The following is a 20,658-nucleotide window of genomic DNA, read 5'->3' on the forward strand; positions in this document are numbered from 1 at the left end:
AAAATGTATAATCATCCGTAATAAACTGATTTTTATTGTATTTAATAAACAAAAACATATCTCGAAACTCCTTAATTTCTGATTAAGTAAAATGGGGTTAAAAACTCATTTTTTAGAATATTAAAAAAACTTAATACAATTCACCTATTTTTATGATATAAGTAGATAAAAAGAGGTGAAGAAAATGGAAGGAATGGTAACGGAAAAACGATTTTGGATAATAAGCATCTTTATTATTTTTGCCTTAAGCTTATCATTTTCTGCGAGTGCTTTGGCAGAAGATAAACTAAGCGTACTTTTATTTGGGGCAAGTGGTGATGGAGAAAAAGACGAAACTGAATTTATACAAAAAGCAATAGATTTTCAAAATGAGAAGGGCGGAGGAATAGTTTATTTCCCAAAAGGAAGTTATAAAATTGATGCATTGAAGTCTATAAATTTAAAAGATGATATCACCTTAGAATTTGAAGAAGGTACTATATTAAAAGCAATTCCTAATGACTCAGAAGCATCAAATATAATTAAAATTCATGATGTTAAAAATGTAAGCATGATAGGGAGAGTTGAAATTCAAGGGGAGAGGAAAGAGCATATAGGAACTTTAGGAGAGTGGGGAATGGGAATAAGCATAAAAGGTTCAAACAATATTAGAATTGAAAATCCTATTATTTCTAATAATTGGGGAGATGGGATATATATTGGAAGTTCATTAAGACAAAATTATAGTGAGAATATAAAAATTATAGATCCCATAATAAGTAATAATCGTAGACAGGGAATTTCAATAATTTCAGTGAAAAATCTTGAGATCATTAATGCTGTAATTACTAACACCAATGGTACTATGCCGCAGGCAGGGATTGATATAGAACCAAACAGCCCATTAGAGTTTTTAGAGAATATAAAAATTTTAAATTTATCGACAGAACAAAACTTGGGTTCTGGGTTACTCATATATCTTGCTAATTTGAAAGGTACGAAAAATCCAATAAGTATTTATGTAGATAGTACAAAGAGAATCAAGGATGGATATTCTATAAGAGAGTTAGAAAATCTTGAAGGTCAAATTGATATAGAAGGCTATTATTATTTGACAGACAAAGAAATAGTAGAAAAACCTATAGTAAATGCATTAACTGCATCATCTACAGCTTTATCAGGAAATGCTCCAATTGGATCTACCATTACTGTAAAAGCAGGGAGTTCAATAATTGGAACAAGTATTACTAATAATTTAAAGGAATTTACTGTTAAAATTCCAAAACAAAAAATTGGAATGGTGTTAACTCTCACAGCTACCGATATTTTTGGAAATGCTAGTGAAGAGTCGATAGTGATAGTAAAAGCTGAAAAATTCTTCGATATAGAATCTGGACATTGGTTCTATAATGAAATCTTATATCTTTCAGAAAAAAAAATAATCGAAGGATTTCCAAATGGGAGTTTTCAACCAAAAAAATATTTAACTCGTGCAGAAGCAGCAAAAATGCTTGCTACTGCATTAAATATTGCTAGCCCCAATAAAACATCTGAATATCCAGATGTTTATAAAGATCATTGGGCAAAAAAAGATATTGAAAAAGTAACCGCCGCTGGATTATTTAATGGCTATCCCGATGGATCATTTAGACCTGCAAAAAATATAACGCGCGCGGAAATAGCTAAAATTTTGGTTCTAGCTTTTGATTTAGATGTAGACAATAAAACAGTATTTAAAGATGTTCCATTAACTCACTGGGCATCAAAACCTGTTTCTGGTGTTTTTAATAATAATATTACTAAAGGCTTTCCAGACAATACTTTTCGACCTAATACTGCTGCTACTAGAGCAGAGTTTTCAGTCTTCTTATCTAGAGCTTTAAATAAAGAATTTCGGTAGCTATATTGTTATTGACGTCTAATTTCGACTAGAAATTGCCGGCTCTTTTTGTCCAAAACCTGACGGGTTTGTTGTCCGGTAAATAGAGAAAAACGAGGAGAAACTAAGCCAGTTCTCCCTCGATCATTTTTTCACTATTCGGTCGTCGATGATGCGATTTCCATTCTTTACGTAAGCGTCCAATATTGAAGACCTGGTTTCTTAGAAAAGGAAATGCCTTTCTGATTGTTTGTCGGAAAGGCATTTTTACTTTTTCTTTTGGATATAACAGTCTTTTGGAAGTTCCTTCGACCACGGCATAAGGTGATCGATCTTCAACTCTTAACTCATATCAAGTTGTGGAAGTTCTTCGAAAAGAAATTGAAGTTAGAAAAATGGATTCAAACCATTCTCTTTGGCAGTCTCTACGAGACTGTAAATACTTGCGGCTGATCTCATCGGCATAAAGCAGATTTTCCTGTACCAGTTGCCGGTGGAGGTGTTCATAGAACGGGCTCAACCAGCAGGTGGTGCTCGAAATCATTTAATTCGAGAGCGTTTTGTGTAATGCACAATAGAAGTACAGAACTTTGCAACGAATTTGTACAGAGTTCTGCATGAAAGTTTCATGGAAATAAAAATGGACTTGCAAGCCGCCCAAGTCAACCTCTACTGTTAAAGTGCGAAATCATAACAGGTGGAGGTTAGAAAGGAATGCATACAATGTCCGATATCAATTGTATCAAACACTTACGAAACGAAAAAGGATTGAGCATCGACCAGATTGCCAATACCCTCAAGATTAACTGGCGCACGGCCAAAAAGTATGCCGATGAAAGTGAGCTTCCAAGCTCCATCATCAAACCGAAAAAAGGAATGATGTACGAAGAGAAATGGGGAACGATGGTTTCTGATTGGTTGTTCGAGGATGCCCAAGAAAAGAAAAAACTGAGAAGAACGAACCTCCAACTATTCAAAGAATTACAGACCTATCAATTCCTGGGGTCCTATCGGACCTGTTGTAACTTCATCCAGGAATGGCGGGTGCAGCACGATATCGAGGATAAAGACTAAGGATTTGAACGCTTGGAACATCTTGCGGGTGAAGCGCAAGTCGACTTTGGGGTGCTGGAAGCCGTTGAAGAAGGTAAGGCGCGCGATATCCGGCTATTGATCATGTCCTTCCCTTGCAGCAACGTCGCTTTTTATGAGCCTATGCCTTCTGAAAACCAGGAATGCTTTCTGGAAGGACTGAAGAAACTATTTGGCAAAGCGGGCTTTATCCTCCGCAAAATCCGAATCGATAACTTGACGCCCGTCGTCAAAAAGATGCGAGGCAAAACACAGAAGAAGCCCGATTAACGGATGAATATCTGCGCTTTCAAATGTATTACGGGTTTGAAACACAGGTGTGCAACGTGGGCAAAGGAAATGAAAAAGGCCAAGTAGAAAAGAGAGTCGGCTATATCCGCTACAACTTTTTCAGTGTCCCGCCAGTCATCACAGGGCTGGAGGATCTATCCGTATTTTAATAAAAAATTTGAAAAGCAATCACACTATAATATAGCACGCGTGTTGATTAGCCAAAATCATCCAAATGAATACAAAAAGAGACACCTTTCTTGTAGACTGTAAGTGCGAACCAACAACTACAGGAAGAGGTGTCCCTTATGAAACAGAATATCATGTTCCCGAGTTTGATTCAAAAGTTTATTACAGATGAAGATGTGGCTTTACTGACGGAAATGATAGGCTATGAAGACACTGCTCGGAAACTCACCGTGGGCAAGCTAATTGAATACCTGGTCACCGCAGCGGCGTCTGAATGGAAAGGCTACCGCCATTGCGGGGATGTAGGGACTTCCGCAGGATTGGTGGATGTTGATCACTCGACCCTCTCCAAAAAGATGAAAGAACTGGACTACCAGCTGATGAAGGAAACCTTCGCCATGGTTGTCGATAAATGCAACCGGGCAACCCGGCGGGACCTCAAGATTCCAAACCGGCTCCTGCTGGTGGATTCCACCACTATTACCGTCGGTAAGAATCGGCTCCCTTGGGCGCTTTACCATGGCGAACGTTCCGGCATCAAGCCTCATGTCAGCTTCACGCCGGAAACCGGTATGCCGCTCGACGTGATGGAAACCACCGGCCTGGTGCACAACGGCCCGGTCGGCGAAGAGCTGGCCGATCCACGGTTTATCCTGGTGCAGGACCGGGCGTATTTCAATATCAAACGCATCGATCAGTTTGTTTCAGACAAACAGGACTTTGTTATTCGGATGAAAGAAAATGTGGAACTATCGAATATCCGGTCACTTCAGCGCCTGCCGGAAGAAGGTTCCAATGTCACGCGCGACTTCACATGCTGGCTGGGAACGCCTCAATCACGTTCGAAGAAACGGCACCGCGTGGCCTTTTTCACCGATCATGAAGGGCATGAAATCCGGGTCGTCACCAGTCTGCTCCATGTTTCAGCTGAGGCTATCGCCGGCATGTACAAAGCGCGGTGAGGCATCGAATCCTTTTTCCGCTGGATCAAACAAAACCTGAATGTGCCGAAGGTATTCGGCCAAATACCGAATGCCGTCTACAACCAATTGTTTGCGGCTTTAATCGCATATGTTCTCATACAATGACTGTATCAAAAAAAACCGGCCATTCGGACACCTGCCTTATCGCTTGTGGCCTTTCAGCGCACATTGTTGAACGGCACGCTGCCCTTAATTTGGCTGAATGCCTTGACGACATTTCTGCACGAGTACTTTGCGCTCAGCAGGAACAGTCTGTCATTTATTGGTTAATCAATACGCCTGATAATATAGTATACAATATTAAATTACTAATAAAGGGTATCTAAAATATCGTTATGTCTTTATAATTATAATAACAAGTGAAGAATTGGTGGTTTTATATATATGATTCAGTCAAAGACTGTTGCTGGGAAATCTTTAATGTTTTTTATTGCCTTAAGTATTCTTACGATGTTTCTACCTCCTATTTCCTTATCTATAGTTAGTAGCACTCTAACAATCTATGTAGGAGAGATTTTTCTATGGGTTACACTATTTTTGTGGATAATTTTAATTTTTAATAAAAGAAGTTTTACTTTCAATGGCCTTGGAAAATATTCATTGGGTTTAGTGCTAATGGGGTTTTTATCACTCATAAACACTACGGATTACGGAAGGTTTTTTATTGGTTTTTCTACTTACGTAGAAGTTTTTCTGATTATTATTATGTTCTCAGACATTAAGTTAGTTGGAAAGTTTCAAGAAAAAATATTCATGTATTATTTGTATTCGGGTGGAATATTATCACTTTTCATCATTGGATATACTTTAATAGAAAACGAGGGAAGTTTTTTAGTTGGTAATAAAATAATATTAGATATTGGTGCAAGTAATTATCTTGCTTCAATTTTGTTGTTGCCTTTTTTTATAGTGTTTACACAGTTAACAAAAAGTGTTTTTTCAGTTAAAGGTTTAATATTAGTACTGCTCATTGGAGCAGCTATAATATTTACAGCATCAAGGAGCGCTTTACTTATAATGATAGGATTAGCTTTCCTTTTTCTGCTTAAAGATATACTTTTTAATCGCAGTGCGACTTTAGTTAAAAGAGTTACTTCACTGACAACAGTACTTGTAGGCAGTGGACTAACTTACTTTATTGGTAGAGAGTTTATTGCTCAAATGATTGAAGCGGAAAGGTTTTCTAATCTTTCTGAACAAGCTAACTTACTAAGTAGATTTGATATATTTGAAGAATACTTTTTAGCTTTTTCTCAAAATCCTTTTTTAGGAAAAGGATTTTTAAATGTGGATGGTATGGGAGAATATTACTTAGCACATAATCTGTTTTTACAGGTATTAGGAGATAATGGATTTATATTTTTTGTTTTATTTGTTTTGCTCCTTGTATCTATTTATAGAATGCTTGGAAGAAGCTTTAAATCTTTTGAAAATCCATTTTTAAGAATGTTTGTTTTAGGATTTAGAAGAGGATTTTTAGCTATAATAATTCATGGGATGCTAGAACCAAATTTTGGAACGAAATTATTTATGCTTTACTTATTTATTGGAATAGGTATTATTATAGCTACAAACTATTCTTCAGAAACAAATATGAAATATTAGATTGAGTATGTAATAAAATTTAGATGAAAAAGTAGTAAATAATTTAAGATTTTCTAAGCTAGCGATTATGGATTGTACCATATTAATATGAAGCCTAGAACAACTTTTTAGCATGAAAAAAGAGGTGGAAAAGGTAATGGTAGGAAAGATAAAAAAATTATTGGTTCAGCTTTATAGAGATATTTTAGTGAATTCCATTGCGGCATCTTATTTTACACCAATACCAATTAGGAAATTAATTTATAATTTTTATGGAATTAATACAAAAACGAAATCTATACGTCCGAAATGCTACTTCGGGGGAAGAAATGTAACCATTGGAAAAGGCACTACTATTAATGGAAGGTGTTATTTTGAAAACTTGGAAGGTATAGAAATCGGAGAGTATTGTGATATTGCTATGGATGTGTTGTTTTGTACTTCCACACATGAGTTTGGTTCGAAAGAAAAAAGAGCAGGTAAAGCTTATGGAAAAGCAATTAAAGTAGGAAACGGATGCTGGATAGGGGCGCGAGTTACAATTTTACCAGGCGTAACAATCGGAGATGGCTGTATAATTGCAGCTGGGGCTGTAGTTACAAAAGATTGTGAAGCAAATGGATTGTACATAGGATTTCCAGCAAATAAAGTGAGAGATTTAGAAAGGTAAGCGTCCAATAATGAGCACCTGGTTTCTTAGAAAAGAAAATGCCTTTCCGATTTTTTATCGGAAAGGCATTTTTCTATTTTTTCTTTTGGATGTAGCACACTTTCGGAAGTTCCTTCGACCACGGCATGAGGTGAGCGATCTTCAGCTCTTGGCTCATATCGAGCTGTGGAAGTTCTTCGAAAAGAAATTGAAGGTAGAAAAACGGGTTTAAGCCGTTCTCTTTGGCGGTCTCTACTAGACTATAGATGATGGCACTGGAATGCACTCCACTTGTTGAAACCGCAAACAGCCAATTCTTTCGTCCGATGACGAACGGTTTGATGGACCATTCGGCGCGGTTGTTGTAGATCTCAATGCGTCCGTCTTTCATAAAGGTGGTCAGCTTTTGCCATTGATTCAACGAATAAGAGATGGCTTTGCCGGTTGAGGCGCAATAATTTCCTTTTGTTCCGTTAGCCATGCCAATAAGCATCCAGCACGGGCTGTGTAAACGTTAAACTAGATTATAGAGATTTCAACAAATAAGTTAAAACCGCGCCCCTGTGTCAGAGACAATTTAGTCTATACACAACAAGTGCATACCGAAAATGCCGCATCGAGGAACCCCAACGGTTTCGAGATGCGGTTTTAGCATGTATATGGGGAATGCTAAATAGTCATAACTGTTTCGTACACAGGGACCATTTGGGAACTGCTGGGAAAACATGGGTACGTCGAGAGAGCAATTCTTGCCTAGATGCATTTTATCCACATAACGAGCAAGAACAGGAAAATCACTAGAAATCGCGCCCCTGTGTTGAAGAAGATTCAGTTTATTCACGGAATATGTAGACTCAAAAGTCCAAAGCCTGATGCAGCGGGGAGTTAAGGCTTTAGATTGGGAATAATTATCTAAATAATTAAATATTTATAATTGTGTTTGACACAGGGACCATTTGGGAACTGCTGTAATTTTGAGGAGTCGAAGGCGGCACCAATCGATTCCACTGGCAGCGATTCGTCAGCTCGAGCTCTTGGTGGTGTTCTGTTGCAAAATTTCACTCATTTCCTTCAAGGTATACCGGTGGTTTACAACATCCACCACAAAATCCTCTTCACTTATAGCTATCGGAAAACGCAGAATATATCCGTTGTAACGGAAAAAGAGCGCCGTACACATCAGAGCGGTACGTTTATTCGCATTATGGAAAGCGTGGTTTTGAGCCAGTGACTCTAACAATGCGGCTGCCTTCTCATAGAGGCTTGGGTAAGCATCTTGACCAAACAAAGATTGCTGTGGTCTTTTTAAAGCTGAATCCAATAACGCGTGATCCTTTACACCGGTCTGCTCATCGGCAGAATGCTCGAGAATCACTTTCTGGTTAATCAGGATCGCCATCTCTGCTGTCAGGAAAAAAAGGGTCATCGGTCAACGAGTCCTTTTAATGCTTCATGATGAGCTTCCATTTCTTCTTCGAGCCTGTCGAAGAAATCTGACGGGACACCGTCCGGAAGCGGAATCATTTTCGGCACTTTTTTTATGACGATTTGATTATCAACCAATTCGACTTGTACCTCATCGCCCTTTTTGACATTCATTGCTTTCAGCACATCGTTTGGCAGCGTCAACCCCAGCGAGTTGCCGATTTTCGTAATGCGTCTTTCTGTCATGGCCATTGTTTCTTCCTCCTCAATATTTCATTGGCATAAGTTCTAACAAAAGGTATTTGTTCTAACCATGATAACCTTTGCTTCTCAGCCAGGCAAGAAGCTGGATTCCTCTTCGAAGATCTTCTCGAAAGAGTGAAAATCGCGCCCCTGTGTTAAAGAAGATTAAGTGTATTCACGGAATATGTAGACCCGAAAATCCAAAGCCAGACCCAGAAAGGAGTTTCAGACTTTGGATTGGGTATTGTGTCTGACACAGGGACCATTTGGGAACTTCTGGGAAAAGTGGGGCATGAAGAGAGTCGTTCAGTTCTGTATGCATTTTACCCATATAAAAAGAAGAACAGTAAAATTACTGCTCTTGCTCGTTGATTGCGTTGAAAAACACATCGGCTACTTCTTTTTCTTTAATCCCTACTAATCGAGAATAAATATAATCTTGATCCAGCTCATTTCCTTCATAGAGTTTCGTCATCTATTTCAATTGCTCTTTTTCCTTCCAATGGACAAGTGCTCTTAACCTGTCGCAAAAGATGTCCTCAGGACTAATCATATGAACAATGCAACCGTCATCAGTCAGCACATCTCTTACTCTGTCATAACTGCCTTCTAGATGGTTGTCAGGGATTTCAACAGAGACTTGCAACTCTTTTAAATAACTGTCTTTGCCTTGCCCTTTCAAAACCCAACTCAATTAACGCCTCCATGATTTTTTCATGTGACGTTGCAACAAAATCGATATCAACAGTCGCGTATTGTCCGATAGTATAATACTCCACACTGAGGCCGCCGACTACAATCAGTTGAATTTCCGAATGTTTCGTTTCCACATATTCCGTTACAATCCCAGCAACTCGAATATTTTTGTCTACTAACGGAAGGTCTTTTAACTTAGCTAATTTTCTCTATATAGTCCCGTTCTGTTTTCCATATTCTTTCTCAAACATCAGAAGGATTTTTGTCTCATCTTCAGAGCGGGGACGTTGTCTTCCCGGTTTTAAATCAGAAACAATTTCTCCTGTCCTCTCTTCTAAAGTTTTCAGGAAATCATCTGGCAGAGTCGACTTGGAATTTCGACGCTCCTTCATGGCAATGCTTGCAATTTCTAGTTTACGTTTGGGCTCCATTGTCGCTCACCTCTTTTCTATATAATAGCATATTTCTGTTGTAATCAATAAGAATGTAATTCTGAACTAAGCTGGGCCTTACTTATAGAAGAAAGTTGAAAACTATTTTTAAAAAGGAAGGCAGAAACCACTTGTCTCACATCACCGGCGGCTCCATGTCCTCCACATGCTCGTCTTCTTCCGCATTCTGCGCATAGGTCAGGCAGTACATGCAATACGCCGTGTTGTTTTGCTCGAACGGTTCCGGCAGCAAGCCCCGCAGCAGCTCCCGGTCCAAAAAGGCAGGCGCCGGAAGCAAATCATCCCAATAAAGGGGAAACGAACTGTACGGATACAGCTCCAGGCGCTCGACCATCGGCTGTTTCGTCTGGATCGGGTTGCGGTGGATGTAGCTGCTGACAGTAAGCAGACCGAGGCGGGAATCGACTTCTTTCGCGAAATAGCGCTTCTGATAGATCCGGCCGATGTGGCCATAGCGTTTGGCATAGGAAGCGCTGTAGCGCCGGTTGACCAGCCCCATGATTTTAGATAACGGATCTCGCTCCGCTTTGATCAGGATGTGGTAATGGTTGGTCATGAAACAATACGCCAGCAACTTGAACGGGTAATCGGCATGGACGTAGAGGAAGGCGCGTTTCAATTCGAACATGTCTTCCTTGGTCCGGAAAATCGGCTGCCGGTTATTGCCGTGCATGATGACGTGATAATAAGCATGGGGGGGGAAACGTGCGCTTTCGGGTCATGGCTCACCTCATCAGTGAACTGTGGGTACGCGAAGCGCTGATTTTCCATTCGAGCGCTTCATCAACTGCCGCGTCCGTCACTTCATCATTGCCTGACAAATCGGAAATGGTCCGGGCCAGCCGCAGAATTTTCATCGTGGAACGGCTGCTCAGCTTTTCCTGGAAACTGACCGATTCGATCCGTGCCAATTGTGCCGGAGTGAACTGGGTCTTTTCCTCAAACAGCTTGATTGGCACGATGGCATTCGTGTAATTGGCGCCGTAGCGGATGCGTTGCCGGGCACGGGCAGAGGCCGTCAGCTTGCGCAGTTCTTCGGATGTGACCGCAGTCGATTGTGCCAGGACGCCCTGATTTTTCATCTCCAGCACAAAATCCACCCGGTCGATGATGGGGCCGGTGATTTTCTGCATGTACTTCAAGCGGGCTTTGTCGCCGCAGGTACAGTATTTTTCGTGGGAGCCGTAATAGCCGCAAGTACACGGATTAGTCACAGCGATCAAGTTGACGGCAACTCGTGTACATTGGAAAAGTCGGCAAAATACTAATAGCTTTTGAAGGGTTTTAAGTGAAGCTTAAGATGGCGGATCCCGTATGAGAGAGATTTAGAAATTTTGCGGGTGCCAGGCACTTACTCAATTTCCAGTTAATAAACAGATCAAGAAAGTAACAGTTACTTTTCAAGAGTCAATTTTCTTGATATTCTAAAAAAATGCTTGATGTACGAGTTTGGAAACAGTCCTATGTGAAAATTTCTCCTATTTTACTATAAAATTTCCTTGAATTCCGTTTGAAACTATTCAATCTAGGGAAATTATTGATATCTTGAGATAACATAGGAGGAACACAGGTGGATCGTTTTTTGCAGGGTGTTGCTGATTTTTCGGCTTGGTTATGGGGGATTCCGCTCATCACCATGCTATTGATATCAGGTCTTTATATGACAGTTAAACTTGGATTTTTTCAATTCCGTTATTTTGGCTATATTGTCGGACAGACGTTCGGCAGCGTATTTAAAAAACCGAAAGGGGAAGGGACGGTCACTCCGTTTCAGGCTCTGACGTCTGCTTTGTCTTCCACCATCGGAGCAGCGAACATTGTCGGTGTGCCTGCGGCGATTATGTTTGGTGGGCCCGGAGCGGTTTTTTGGATGTGGGTCATTGCGTTGATCGGCATGGCGCTTAAATTCGCTGAAAGCGTACTGGCGGTTGAGTACCGCGAGAAAAATAGCCTGGGCGAGTTTGTCGGTGGTCCGATGTACTACATGACGAAAGGCTTGAACATGAAGTGGTTGGGTATTTGGTTTTCATTTGCCTTGATGATTGAGTTGATCCCAAGCATCATGGTACAAGGGAATTCCATCGCCACTACAGTACAAGCGACGTTTAATATTCCGTTGTTGTGGACGGGGATTGCTACCGCTGTACTGGTATCCATTGTTGTTTTCGGTGGCATCAAGCGAATCGGCAAAGTCACAGAAATTTTCGTTCCATTTATGGCATTGATTTACGTCGGTGGCGCTGTCGTGATTTTGTTGATGAATGTCAGTGCCGTGCCCGAATTCTTTATGCTGATTTTTAGCAATGCCTTCTCGCCTGCTCCTGTGATGGGCGGTTTTGCCGGGGCAGCGATTGTGGAAGTGATCCGCTGGGGATTTGCCCGCGGCCTTTATTCGAACGAAGCTGGACTCGGTACAGCTCCGATTGCCCATGCAGCTGCCATGACAGATCATCCTGTTCGACAGGGGTTCTGGGCAGTCGTTGGAGTGGTTGTCGATACGTTGATTGTCTGCACGGCAACGGCTTTTGTTATTTTGTCTTCGGGTGTTTGGACGGAAGACGGGGCAATGGAGAATTCCTCTGCTTTGACGAGTCTGGCATTTGAATCTTATTTCGGCCAATTCGGTGCAGTTCTCGTAACCATTTCCTTGATTTTCTTTGTTCTTTCCACGATTTTGGTGGTTGTTTTCTACGGCGCTAAGCAGGCTGAATTCCTGTTTGGCACGAAAGCGTCTTATGGCATGCAAGTGGTGTATATCCTTGCGGTTGTTCTCGGCGCGGTCGGTGCAGCAGAAGTGATCTGGGGCTTCCTCGATATTATGCTGGCGGCTATCCTCATTCCGAACGTCATCGCCATTTTGCTGTTAAGCAAAAAAGTAAAAGCATTGACTACCGAATTTTTCACGTCGGACAAGTATTACATAAAAGATCAAAAAGAGAAGAAACGAAACAAAGCGAAAAAAGCAGCGAAAGCGGGTTACGATTCTTAAACAGAAGCTCCGTGTTAAAAGCCTTGAATTCCCGGGAAGGGAAGTTCAAGGCTTTTTTTGCTGGATGGCACTTTGAAGAGAGGGAATGATTAAATTGTGTGCGTGCCTGGCACGTAAAACAATTTACCAAAAATAAATATGTATTTTTTAGGGAGAATCGTCTATTCTTATGAAAGAGTATTCAATAATATGGAAAGTTTATGTGTGGAAAGGTAATTTTCTGTCTTGAGAACTGAAAATGTAATTGAGGACTTATTCGAAAAGTAAAAGGAGATAGATCATGAATAAACTATTGCGGTTAGGTGTGATTGTTGCTTTACTATTGCCTGTTTCTCTTGGACTGGCTGCTCATACCGGTGCTGAAGCGACGGACGAAACCTTTATCGATGTTCAAAAATTTAAGATGGATAACCGGGTATCCACTCTTGATGTCTTTGACGATCACTTTATCACGACCTATCGTGATTATGCCGATCAGGCCGCCGTCATTTCTTCCTATAGCGAAACAGGAGAATTGAATTGGAAAACCATTCAAAGCGGGCCGAATGCCATCACGAAAGACAAATTTGCGACAGTGGACCGCAATGTGCTTTATATCTATTCTACCGCTACCGGGAAAGTCGTAGCCACTGGAAACTACCCGAAGCTTGTCACTTTCGGAACCGTTTCGCGCATTTATATGAATGACAACTACGTTGTTCTGACCAACAAACAATCGAAGACGAAGAATTACTTTGTTTATGATACAAACGGGAAGTTTATTATGGACGGAAAAGCTGAAGGATTTACCGCAGCGGTCCTCAATAAGAACACACTGGTTTTCCAAGACGCTAAAGGTGTCCATTCAATCAATCTGGCTACGCGCCAAAAGGTGTGGGATGTTCCGTTGGAATCCCGCATGAACAATCAGCACACATTTGTACCTGATGAATCTGTCATTTATGCACAAGGGGTTGAAAGCATATCAAAAACGGATTCCCAGGCTGTTAAAGATGTAGTGGTTGCCATCAATGCAAAAACAGGCACCGTTCTTTATAAAAAAGACTTGGGCGATACTGAAGAAACAAGAGTCCAAGTAAAGGATTTCGGACTTCTGATAAGCCAAGATACAGAAGAAATCCATGATTTTCATTATGCTGATGGAAGGCTGAAAATGAAGCTCGATATGGGTTCTCCCGAAATCGAACAGCTCAAGCAAAAAAACAACATCCAAGGAAACCGCTATAATTTTGTTCAAAAGTTTATCGCTTCACAAGACGAACTTTATTACTTCAAGCAATATACAGGCATTCATGACGAGTACATGTTCTCGTCCATCCAAGGCGTGGATGATGCTGGAACTGTAACGTTTGAGAAAGTCTTGGATAAACGTGTAGAGGATATTGCGACGACAGATTCCAATAAGTTATTCGTGGCAAAAAGATTGGACTATTCCGGTGAACTGGACGTCTATGATTCAAACGGCAATTTACTGGATACTCTTCCAACAGAGCCTATTGAACATTTGCGGTCAGACGGCTCGAGTATCTATGGGGTTAGCGGCAGTACAATGTACATCTTTAAAGAAAGTGAACCAAAGAAAGATACAATCGCACCGAACGCTCCGAAAATCAATATATTTAGTAACCTGGACAGTGTATTGAGCGGAAAAGCTGAAAAAGGGGCCATGGTCTACGCCTATGCCGGCGGGAAATTAATCGGTGAAACCAAGGCTTTATGGAGTGCGGTCACTATCCAGATTCCGAAGCAGGCAGACGGGACTGCGATTGATATTTATGCAGTAGATAAAGCCGGCAATAAAAGTGCCAAAACGACCATCAAAGTCATCGATAAAATCGCGCCGACTGTGCCAACGGTAGATGTGGTCGGCGACAATTCGGTTGTTGTGAGTGGTAAAGCTGAATCCGGTGCAAAAGTTTATGCGTATGCAGGAAGCAAAAAGCTAGGCGAAGCGACGGCGAAAGACGGCAGATATTCCGTTAAGATCGCTAAGCAGAAAGCAGGCACCAGTATTTCTGTCCATGCGGTAGATGCAGCAGGGAACAAGAGCGGGGTTAAGACCATCAAAGTGGTCGATAAAACCGCGCCGTCAGTGCCGACTGTCAATGCCGTAGGAGACAACTCCACAGCGGTGAGCGGAAAAGCCGAATCCGGTGCAAAAGTCTACGCGTACGTGGGAAGCAAGAAACTGGGCGAAGCGACCGCGAAAAACGGCGCTTATTCCATCAAAATCGTGAAGCAAAAAGCCGGAACGTCCATCGCTGTCTACGCAGTCGATCCAGCCAAAAACAAAAGTGGCAGCAAAACCGTCAAAGTGGAGGATAAAACCGCACCAGCAGTTCCAACGGTCAACAAAGTGACTACTAAATCCACGTCTGTTTCCGGTAAAGGGGAAAAGGCTGCGACCGTATTAATCTATAACGGCAGTAAGAAGATTGCCCAGGGAACAGTCGACAGCAAGGGCACCTTTAACGTGAAAATCAGCAAGCAGAAAAAAGGGGTTTCTTTGAAAGTACAGCTTCAGGATAAGGCTGGAAATAAGAGTGGGAGTAAGACGGTGAAAGTGAATTGAGAGTGGGGGTTCTGTGAGAAGTATTCATATCTTCTAAGGTATTGAACACTTTCTGCAGAATTCAAAAACCAGGTGTTGTACTGTGGGCAGGTGGAATTGAATAAAAAGGAACATAAGTTAAGGACTATAAGTCTCTAGGAACGTATGGTTTGAGCAGAAAGCGCACTAGACTTAAATGATGTCTCTCTCACCAACAAAATTGTTAAGTATTGCAGAAAGAATATATTGTAAGATTTAGTAACATATAAGTAGTTTAATTAGGGGGATACTCATGGGATTTTGTACGCAATGTGGAAATTCAATTGAAGCTGATGCGCGTTTTTGCGGAAAATGTGGTGCGGAAATTAGGAGAGAGGACATAGTTAACTCTCCTAAACCGATACAGAAGCAGTTATCTGATTCAGCTAATAAAGTAACTAACCGATTGCAAAATATAAGCAGTAATCCAAATTGGAAAAAACAGAAGTACAACAAAAAGGTCATCGGCCTTATAGCTTTAGCTTTAATTATTGGGTTTTATATGGTGTCCCCAAACCAATTGAAAGAGCAGGAGTATGAGGATTTAGTTATCGAATTGCTGGTCAAGGACGAAATGGCAACGGATAATTTTTCGAACGAAATAGCGTATTACGATATTGATACCGGTTTTGATGCGGAATGGTCAGAAGACTACAAACAACTGATCAAACCAGCAAAAGCTCTTGAAAAAGATTTTAAAAAGTTACGCAAAACCTTAGAAAATGTAAAACCCCCGGAATATTTTAAGTATGAACATGAAACATTATTGAAAGTATTTAATACACATGAAAATATGGCCTCAAATCTCATTTCTTATGTGGAAAGTGGAGATGAGAAATACATGGAATTATTCGAAGAGTTTGAAAATAGGGCAGATGAATATTTGGATGAATCCATTTTTGTAACAGAAGAGTATGAAGAGCAAATAATGCAAGCATACCAAAATGCTAAATTGGATTGAATTGAAATGTATGCGGAGAGGTTAAAATCGAGCCCTTATTTCAGAGATAACTCAGATTATGCCTGACGAATGTCTATTGACAAAGCCATATCCTAAAACCCCAAAGGTTTTAGGATATGGCTTTGTCGTATTTATAGGAAGCGCTAAATGGTCATCATTGTTTCCCGCAGTGTTTATATAGATGAGAATAACAGTAAATGATAGTTTCTAGAAAGGTTGCCCAAACATTAGTATGATTAAACTACAAAAACGAACGTTCGATTTAAGGAGAGAATGCAGCTTTGATTAGAAAAATCAGTATCTTGATTCCTTTGTTGATACTTGCGGTACTGGCAGGAGCCATCATTTGGGTTAATATGGGAGATTTAGCTGTCCCAGCTGTCCAAGCAGAACCGGAAGAGACGGCAGAGGTTGAGAAATTGAAGATGTCCAAATACAATCCCGCCAATCCCAAATCGTATTATCAGCAGGCAACTGAAAGTGCATTCGATGGGACTATTGAAGGATTTCTGGCTTCAGTCCATCAGACGTGGCATGAGCTAACGGAAGAAGAAAGGTATGATGGCTCAGTCTATTCAGCAAGCTATGACATCATCGCATCCGTTGTTCTGGAAATTAACTTTCTGAATGCGCACATCCCTAGTGAGTGGGAGTGGAAATTCGATGCGCTTCAAGAAACGGCGCATCAATTGACGAGCCCAGTGAACGAATTGTCGCAGGAAGAGCGGGACGAGTTGATTCCTGTATTTGAAGATGATTTAAAACTGTTGTATGCGAAACTAGTAGAAAGCTTATTCCCAACTCCGGAATGAGCTTTTTTCATATGAGAAAAGAATTAGAACGCTCAGATCACGTTTATTCTTCCCGCTCTGGGGAAAAAGATAACATCTCATAAAATTTCATGGAAAATATTATATATAAAAATGGAGGGAGTTTATGCTGGAGATTCATCCTCTTCTATTGATAGTGATTATTTTCAGTATCAGCCTCAGCTTTGTTACGCTATCGACGATCCGGATGATCCTGACCTTGAAAGGCTATCAGTATTCAGCCGCAGCGCTATCGATTTTGGAAGTGATCATCAACATCCTTGGCCTCGGGCTGGTATTGGATAATGTAGCGAACGTGCAGAATTTATTGGCGTATGCGCTTGGGTTTGCAGCGGGGATTGTTGTGGGTTCCAAGATTGAAGACAAACTGAGTCTCGGCTATGTGACGGCCAATGTCATTTCCCAGGACAACAGCGGCAGACTTGCTTTGCAATTGCGGGAAAAAGGCTATGGGGTGACGGACTGGCAGGCAAATGGTTTTGAAGGAAAGCGCAGTTCGATGCAGATTCTCATGCCGAAAAAGCAGGAAGTGAATCTGTACCGGACGGTGAAAGAGCTGGATCCACAGGCATTCATTGTGGCGTATGACGCAAAAACGATTTACGGCGGGTTCTGGATACGTGCCCTCAAAAAACGGCATATTGCCAAATGAATTGTGTGTGTGCCAGGCACCCACACAATTGGAAAAACGCTCATCCCAACTTGGAATGAGCGTTTTGTTATGAACTTTTGATTTGATCTTGTTTTACATCTCTACGCATCGTATGCTTAGCGCCCCATTCATGCATCGCTTGCAGGACGGGCTCCAGGCTCCGGCCGTATTCCGTTATGGAATACTCGACTTTTGGCGGGACTTGCGCGTAGACTTTGCGTTCGATGATGCCTTCGTCTTCGAGTTCGCGCAATTGCTTGGTCAGCATTTTTTGAGTGATGCCGGGCATCATCCGCTTCAGTTCGTTGAAACGTTTGGTGCCTTCTTGAAGCAGGTATAAGAGAATCATGTGCTTCCATTTGCCGACGAGGACGCCTAACGCATCATCGACCGGGCAATTTTCGGGGATTCTGTCCACATCTATTTCCTCCTAAGTATCTTTTTGTATACTATACCACTTTAGAGTGCGTACTTATAAAGATGGGGATTGGCGTTTATACTGGAAGCAGTGAGGCTACAAAAGTTGGGCATTGCCCACTGCATGTTACCATGAACTTATTCGAAAGGTGGAACTATACATGGAAAAATATCGCATCAATCCAGATGACGGCATCGAGTTTGGCATCTATACACTGGGAGACCATCTCCCGAATCCGGCGACCGGCGAACGGATTTCTGCGCAACAGCGCATTCATGACATTATCGACTATGCGGTGCTTGCTGAACAGGCAGGCGTTGACTTCTTTAGTGTGGGCGAAAGCCATCAGGAATTTTTCGCGACACAAGCGCATGCGGTGGTGCTTTCGGCTATCGCACAGGCGACGAAGAAAATCAAAATCGCCAGCTCTTCAACGATCATCAGCACGTCCGATCCGGTCCGGGTCTACGAGAACTTTGCGACGCTTGATTTGATTTCCAACGGCCGTGCGGAACTTGTGGCAGGGCGCGCTTCCCGCGTCGGGCTTTTTGAGCTGCTTGGCTACAATCTTCACAACTACGAAGAATTGTTTGAAGAGAAGTTCGAATTGCTTCGCTTGATCAATGAAAACGAAACCGTCAATTGGAGCGGGGAGTTCCGTGCACCGCTGCGTGATGCACAAGTGCTTCCGCGTCCGGTCAACGGTTCGTTGCCGATTTGGCGTGCAGTGGGCGGAACGCCGGCCAGTGCGATGAAAGCGGGCTATGCAGGTGTGCCGATGTTCATGGCGCATCTCGGCGGTTCGACTTCCCAATTTAAACGGACGGTGGACAGCTACCGTGAAGCAGCGCGGGCAGGCGGGCATGACCCTGCACAATTGCCGATCGCGACAGCCGGATTTTTCTATGCGGCGGAATCTTCCCAGCAGGCGCTGAAAGAGCTGTACCCGCACATCAATGAAGGCATGAAACGCACCAACGGCGGTGGGTTCCCGAAACAGCTTTTCGCACAAGGCGTCGATCCGCACAACATCATGAATATCGGCAGCCCCCAGCAGATTATCGAAAAAATCCTTCATCAGCATGAAATGTTCGGCCATCAGCGCTATATCGCCCAAATCGATTTTGGCGGCATGCCGATGGACAACATCAAGAAGAACCTGGAACTGATCGGTACGGAAATCCTGCCGGCCATCAAGAAATACACCGCTAAAAACAAGGAGGGGCAGGCATGAAGATTGTTGGCTTATCCGGTTCCCAAATTGGCTCGAAAACAAGAATCGCCATGGACGCCACCCTTAAAGTGATGGCGGAAAAATACCCGGAAGTGGAAACGGAATTGATTGACCTCGCAGACTACAAAATGGAATTCAGCGATGGCCGGAACTATTTGGATTACAGTGGCGACACCGGCTATGTGACAAAGACCCTGATGGAAGCGGACGCCATCATCATCGGCACGCCGATTTTCCAGGCTTCGATTCCGGCAGCGTTGAAAAATATTTTTGACTTGCTTCCGGTCAATGCGTTCCGCGACAAAGTCGTCAGCATGCTGGTAACAGCAGGATCCGCCAAGCATTATTTGGTGGCGGACACCCAGTTGAAGCCCATTCTTGCGTACATGAAAGCGCAGATGGTGCAAACTTTTGTTTTCATTGAAGAAGTGGATTTTCACCAGAAACAAATCATCAACCACGACGTGCTGATGCGCTTGGAGCGTTTGGCGGAAGATACTGTGGTCTTGACGGAAACGTTCACGAAGATCCGTGAGGAAAAAGAAGCGGAGTATGATTTTTAATTGGATGGGATAACGAGAAAAGACGCCGGAAATTCGGCGTCTTTTTTTGATCTCTTCAGTACATGAGCTTGAAGCGTTCAGAAATGGCCCATGACGTTTTCAAAGGTTGGACTCTTGGCGATTTTGCTGGCCATCAAGACAAAAACCGGCTCTGGAATCCGCTCGATTGCCCGGATCCCAAGAGGCGTGATGGTGACCCCGGCATTTTGAGTGGCCTGGAGTGCTTCATGCAGTGCGCGTTTCAACAACACATGGGCATCCCGTGTAGCGGCGAAATGTTCTTGATCTGTATTGCATGCGTAAACGGCTGGGGCCAGCGTCGGAATCAACAGAGCGACATGCGTCTTCAGCCAATCGTCCATGTCTGTCCGAATCTCCGCACGGAAGCCGCGCATTGAGCTCAGCACTTCTGCCACTTCACGTGTTCTGGCTGTCACGCTGCCGTCCACTTCGCCGATTGGCAAGGCCATCGGTTTCTTTTCTTCAACAGGCATCATGTGCATGACATGCCCTTTCTTAAAGCCGCCGGGATGCGGAAAACCGGCCATTACCCGTTCTTTGCCCAGTGCGTCAATGAATTCCTGCTGCCCCGCTGCATTGTTCATCATGAACAGAAACGTGGGGATGAATTTATTGGCAGCCAAGGCAGGGAGAATCTCGGACACGCAATTTTTGCGCATCGGTACGATAACCAAATCGTAACGGTCTTCTTCGTTCAAATTGTCCACGACTGGCAGGCGAGTGACGGTCTGTTCGCCGGTTTCCGTATTTTCGGTGACGATTCCGTACGTTTTCAATTCTTGCTGCCGTTCCTTGTGGTCGAGCAGGGAAACCGAATGCCCTGCCTGTGCCAGGCGTTCAGCGAACAAGCTGCCGAACGGCCCGACACCGTAAATCAGGATGTTCTTCTTCATGGGGATCGCTCCTTTAACATATTGGAAAGCGGCCATGGCTTGAGCGGTGGACCTCCTTTTCTTTAG

General features: G+C 42.6%; 20 protein-coding genes and 3 pseudogenes. 13 read left to right on the forward strand and 10 right to left on the reverse strand.

Annotation, left to right across the window (positions count from 1 at the left end):
- Nucleotides 1-184 precede the first annotated feature (184 nt).
- The 6 genes and pseudogenes from QMA04_RS04175 to QMA04_RS18235 form a co-directional block, all read left to right on the forward strand.
- Entirely contained in the window at nucleotides 185-1,879 is a 1,695-nt protein-coding gene (locus tag QMA04_RS04175) for an S-layer homology domain-containing protein (RefSeq protein WP_290184063.1), read from the forward strand.
- A gap of 693 nt (nucleotides 1,880-2,572) precedes the next feature.
- Nucleotides 2,573-2,932, forward strand: coding sequence for a hypothetical protein (locus QMA04_RS04180; protein WP_290184065.1), 360 nt, complete (start codon nucleotides 2,573-2,575; stop codon nucleotides 2,930-2,932).
- A 12-nt stretch (nucleotides 2,933-2,944) separates the two neighbouring features.
- Nucleotides 2,945-3,220, forward strand: coding sequence for a hypothetical protein (locus QMA04_RS04185; protein ID WP_290184067.1), 276 nt, complete (start codon nucleotides 2,945-2,947; stop codon nucleotides 3,218-3,220).
- 308 nt (nucleotides 3,221-3,528) lie between these two features.
- Nucleotides 3,529-4,662, forward strand: a pseudogene (locus QMA04_RS04190) (IS4 family transposase).
- A gap of 114 nt (nucleotides 4,663-4,776) precedes the next feature.
- Nucleotides 4,777-5,997: an O-antigen ligase family protein gene (locus tag QMA04_RS04195; protein WP_290184071.1), complete on the forward strand. Its 1,221-nt coding sequence runs from the start codon at nucleotides 4,777-4,779 to the stop codon at nucleotides 5,995-5,997.
- 484 nt (nucleotides 5,998-6,481) lie between these two features.
- Nucleotides 6,482-6,583: pseudogene (locus QMA04_RS18235) on the forward strand (DapH/DapD/GlmU-related protein); the annotation flags it as partial.
- 136 nt (nucleotides 6,584-6,719) lie between these two features.
- Here the strand turns inward: QMA04_RS18235 and QMA04_RS04205 are convergent.
- The 8 genes and pseudogenes from QMA04_RS04205 to QMA04_RS04240 all read right to left on the reverse strand — a co-directional run.
- Nucleotides 6,720-7,067 (reverse strand): annotated as a pseudogene (locus tag QMA04_RS04205) (IS66 family transposase); the annotation flags it as partial.
- 579 nt (nucleotides 7,068-7,646) lie between these two features.
- Nucleotides 7,647-8,051, reverse strand: coding sequence for a type II toxin-antitoxin system death-on-curing family toxin (locus QMA04_RS04210; RefSeq protein WP_290184075.1), 405 nt, complete (start codon nucleotides 8,049-8,051; stop codon nucleotides 7,647-7,649).
- On the reverse strand, nucleotides 8,048-8,302 hold the full coding sequence (locus QMA04_RS04215; RefSeq protein ID WP_290184077.1) for an AbrB/MazE/SpoVT family DNA-binding domain-containing protein: 255 nt from the start codon (nucleotides 8,300-8,302) through the stop codon (nucleotides 8,048-8,050). Before QMA04_RS04215 ends, QMA04_RS04210 begins: the two co-directional genes overlap by 4 nt.
- Before the next feature lie 343 nt (nucleotides 8,303-8,645).
- The gene (locus QMA04_RS04220) at nucleotides 8,646-8,768 is read right to left on the reverse strand and encodes a hypothetical protein (protein WP_290184079.1); all 123 of its coding nucleotides are present in this window, start codon (nucleotides 8,766-8,768) and stop codon (nucleotides 8,646-8,648) included.
- On the reverse strand, nucleotides 8,769-8,987 hold the full coding sequence (locus tag QMA04_RS04225) for a hypothetical protein (protein ID WP_290184081.1): 219 nt from the start codon (nucleotides 8,985-8,987) through the stop codon (nucleotides 8,769-8,771).
- 211 nt (nucleotides 8,988-9,198) lie between these two features.
- Nucleotides 9,199-9,420 (reverse strand): hypothetical protein, encoded by a 222-nt coding sequence (locus QMA04_RS04230; RefSeq protein ID WP_290184084.1) that lies wholly within the window; start codon nucleotides 9,418-9,420, stop codon nucleotides 9,199-9,201.
- A 136-nt stretch (nucleotides 9,421-9,556) separates the two neighbouring features.
- Nucleotides 9,557-10,114, reverse strand: coding sequence for a transposase (locus QMA04_RS04235; protein ID WP_290184086.1), 558 nt, complete (start codon nucleotides 10,112-10,114; stop codon nucleotides 9,557-9,559).
- 52 nt (nucleotides 10,115-10,166) lie between these two features.
- Nucleotides 10,167-10,664 (reverse strand): magnesium chelatase subunit ChlI family protein, encoded by a 498-nt coding sequence (locus QMA04_RS04240; RefSeq protein ID WP_290184089.1) that lies wholly within the window; start codon nucleotides 10,662-10,664, stop codon nucleotides 10,167-10,169.
- Between the two features lie 347 nt (nucleotides 10,665-11,011).
- On the opposite strand from QMA04_RS04240, the gene QMA04_RS04245 reads away from it, so the two are divergent.
- From QMA04_RS04245 to QMA04_RS04265, 5 genes are all read left to right on the forward strand, one after another.
- A complete protein-coding gene (locus tag QMA04_RS04245; protein ID WP_290184091.1) occupies nucleotides 11,012-12,430 on the forward strand; it encodes an alanine/glycine:cation symporter family protein in 1,419 nt (472 codons plus the stop codon).
- A gap of 280 nt (nucleotides 12,431-12,710) precedes the next feature.
- Complete coding sequence (locus QMA04_RS04250) at nucleotides 12,711-15,002, forward strand: Ig-like domain-containing protein (protein ID WP_290184093.1); 2,292 nt, start codon at nucleotides 12,711-12,713, stop codon at nucleotides 15,000-15,002.
- 271 nt (nucleotides 15,003-15,273) lie between these two features.
- Nucleotides 15,274-15,981 carry a zinc ribbon domain-containing protein gene (locus QMA04_RS04255; RefSeq protein ID WP_290184095.1) on the forward strand — a complete coding sequence of 236 codons (708 nt, stop codon included), beginning with the start codon at nucleotides 15,274-15,276 and terminating at the stop codon, nucleotides 15,979-15,981.
- A 281-nt stretch (nucleotides 15,982-16,262) separates the two neighbouring features.
- Entirely contained in the window at nucleotides 16,263-16,793 is a 531-nt protein-coding gene (locus tag QMA04_RS04260) for a hypothetical protein (RefSeq protein ID WP_290184097.1), read from the forward strand.
- 124 nt (nucleotides 16,794-16,917) lie between these two features.
- On the forward strand, nucleotides 16,918-17,463 hold the full coding sequence (locus QMA04_RS04265; protein ID WP_290184099.1) for a DUF2179 domain-containing protein: 546 nt from the start codon (nucleotides 16,918-16,920) through the stop codon (nucleotides 17,461-17,463).
- Nucleotides 17,464-17,530: 67 nt separating this feature from the next.
- Here the strand turns inward: QMA04_RS04265 and QMA04_RS04270 are convergent, their stop codons facing one another.
- Nucleotides 17,531-17,881, reverse strand: a complete 351-nt coding sequence (locus QMA04_RS04270) for a winged helix-turn-helix transcriptional regulator (protein WP_290184101.1) — start codon at nucleotides 17,879-17,881, stop codon at nucleotides 17,531-17,533.
- Nucleotides 17,882-18,041: 160 nt separating this feature from the next.
- On the opposite strand from QMA04_RS04270, the gene QMA04_RS04275 reads away from it, so the two are divergent.
- The gene (locus tag QMA04_RS04275) at nucleotides 18,042-19,115 is read left to right on the forward strand and encodes an LLM class flavin-dependent oxidoreductase (RefSeq protein WP_191713647.1); all 1,074 of its coding nucleotides are present in this window, start codon (nucleotides 18,042-18,044) and stop codon (nucleotides 19,113-19,115) included.
- Nucleotides 19,112-19,678, forward strand: coding sequence for an NADPH-dependent FMN reductase (locus QMA04_RS04280; protein WP_191713648.1), 567 nt, complete (start codon nucleotides 19,112-19,114; stop codon nucleotides 19,676-19,678). The genes QMA04_RS04275 and QMA04_RS04280 overlap by 4 nt, the downstream gene beginning before the upstream one ends.
- 77 nt (nucleotides 19,679-19,755) lie before the next feature.
- Here the strand turns inward: QMA04_RS04280 and QMA04_RS04285 are convergent, their stop codons facing one another.
- Entirely contained in the window at nucleotides 19,756-20,592 is an 837-nt protein-coding gene (locus QMA04_RS04285; protein WP_290184104.1) for a ketopantoate reductase family protein, read from the reverse strand.
- Between the last annotated feature and the right edge of the window lie 66 nt (nucleotides 20,593-20,658).

The organism is Planococcus sp. APC 3900 (assembly GCF_030407735.1).
In the GTDB taxonomy this organism is placed as follows: Bacteria; Bacillota; Bacilli; order Bacillales_A; family Planococcaceae; genus Planococcus; species Planococcus notacanthi.

Coding starts and splice junctions, on each gene's coding strand:
- QMA04_RS04175 (WP_290184063.1), top strand. CDS start 185: ATGGAAGGAATGGTAACGGAAAAACGATTTTGGATAATAAGCATCTTT.
- QMA04_RS04180 (WP_290184065.1), top strand. CDS start 2,573: ATGCATACAATGTCCGATATCAATTGTATCAAACACTTACGAAACGAA.
- QMA04_RS04195 (WP_290184071.1), top strand. CDS start 4,777: ATGATTCAGTCAAAGACTGTTGCTGGGAAATCTTTAATGTTTTTTATT.
- QMA04_RS04210 (WP_290184075.1), bottom strand. CDS start 8,051: ATGACCCTTTTTTTCCTGACAGCAGAGATGGCGATCCTGATTAACCAG.
- QMA04_RS04215 (WP_290184077.1), bottom strand. CDS start 8,302: ATGGCCATGACAGAAAGACGCATTACGAAAATCGGCAACTCGCTGGGG.
- QMA04_RS04220 (WP_290184079.1), bottom strand. CDS start 8,768: ATGACGAAACTCTATGAAGGAAATGAGCTGGATCAAGATTATATTTAT.
- QMA04_RS04230 (WP_290184084.1), bottom strand. CDS start 9,420: ATGGAGCCCAAACGTAAACTAGAAATTGCAAGCATTGCCATGAAGGAG.
- QMA04_RS04235 (WP_290184086.1), bottom strand. CDS start 10,114: ATGCACGGCAATAACCGGCAGCCGATTTTCCGGACCAAGGAAGACATG.
- QMA04_RS04250 (WP_290184093.1), top strand. CDS start 12,711: ATGAATAAACTATTGCGGTTAGGTGTGATTGTTGCTTTACTATTGCCT.
- QMA04_RS04255 (WP_290184095.1), top strand. CDS start 15,274: ATGGGATTTTGTACGCAATGTGGAAATTCAATTGAAGCTGATGCGCGT.
- QMA04_RS04265 (WP_290184099.1), top strand. CDS start 16,918: ATGCTGGAGATTCATCCTCTTCTATTGATAGTGATTATTTTCAGTATC.
- QMA04_RS04275 (WP_191713647.1), top strand. CDS start 18,042: ATGGAAAAATATCGCATCAATCCAGATGACGGCATCGAGTTTGGCATC.
- QMA04_RS04280 (WP_191713648.1), top strand. CDS start 19,112: ATGAAGATTGTTGGCTTATCCGGTTCCCAAATTGGCTCGAAAACAAGA.
- QMA04_RS04285 (WP_290184104.1), bottom strand. CDS start 20,592: ATGAAGAAGAACATCCTGATTTACGGTGTCGGGCCGTTCGGCAGCTTG.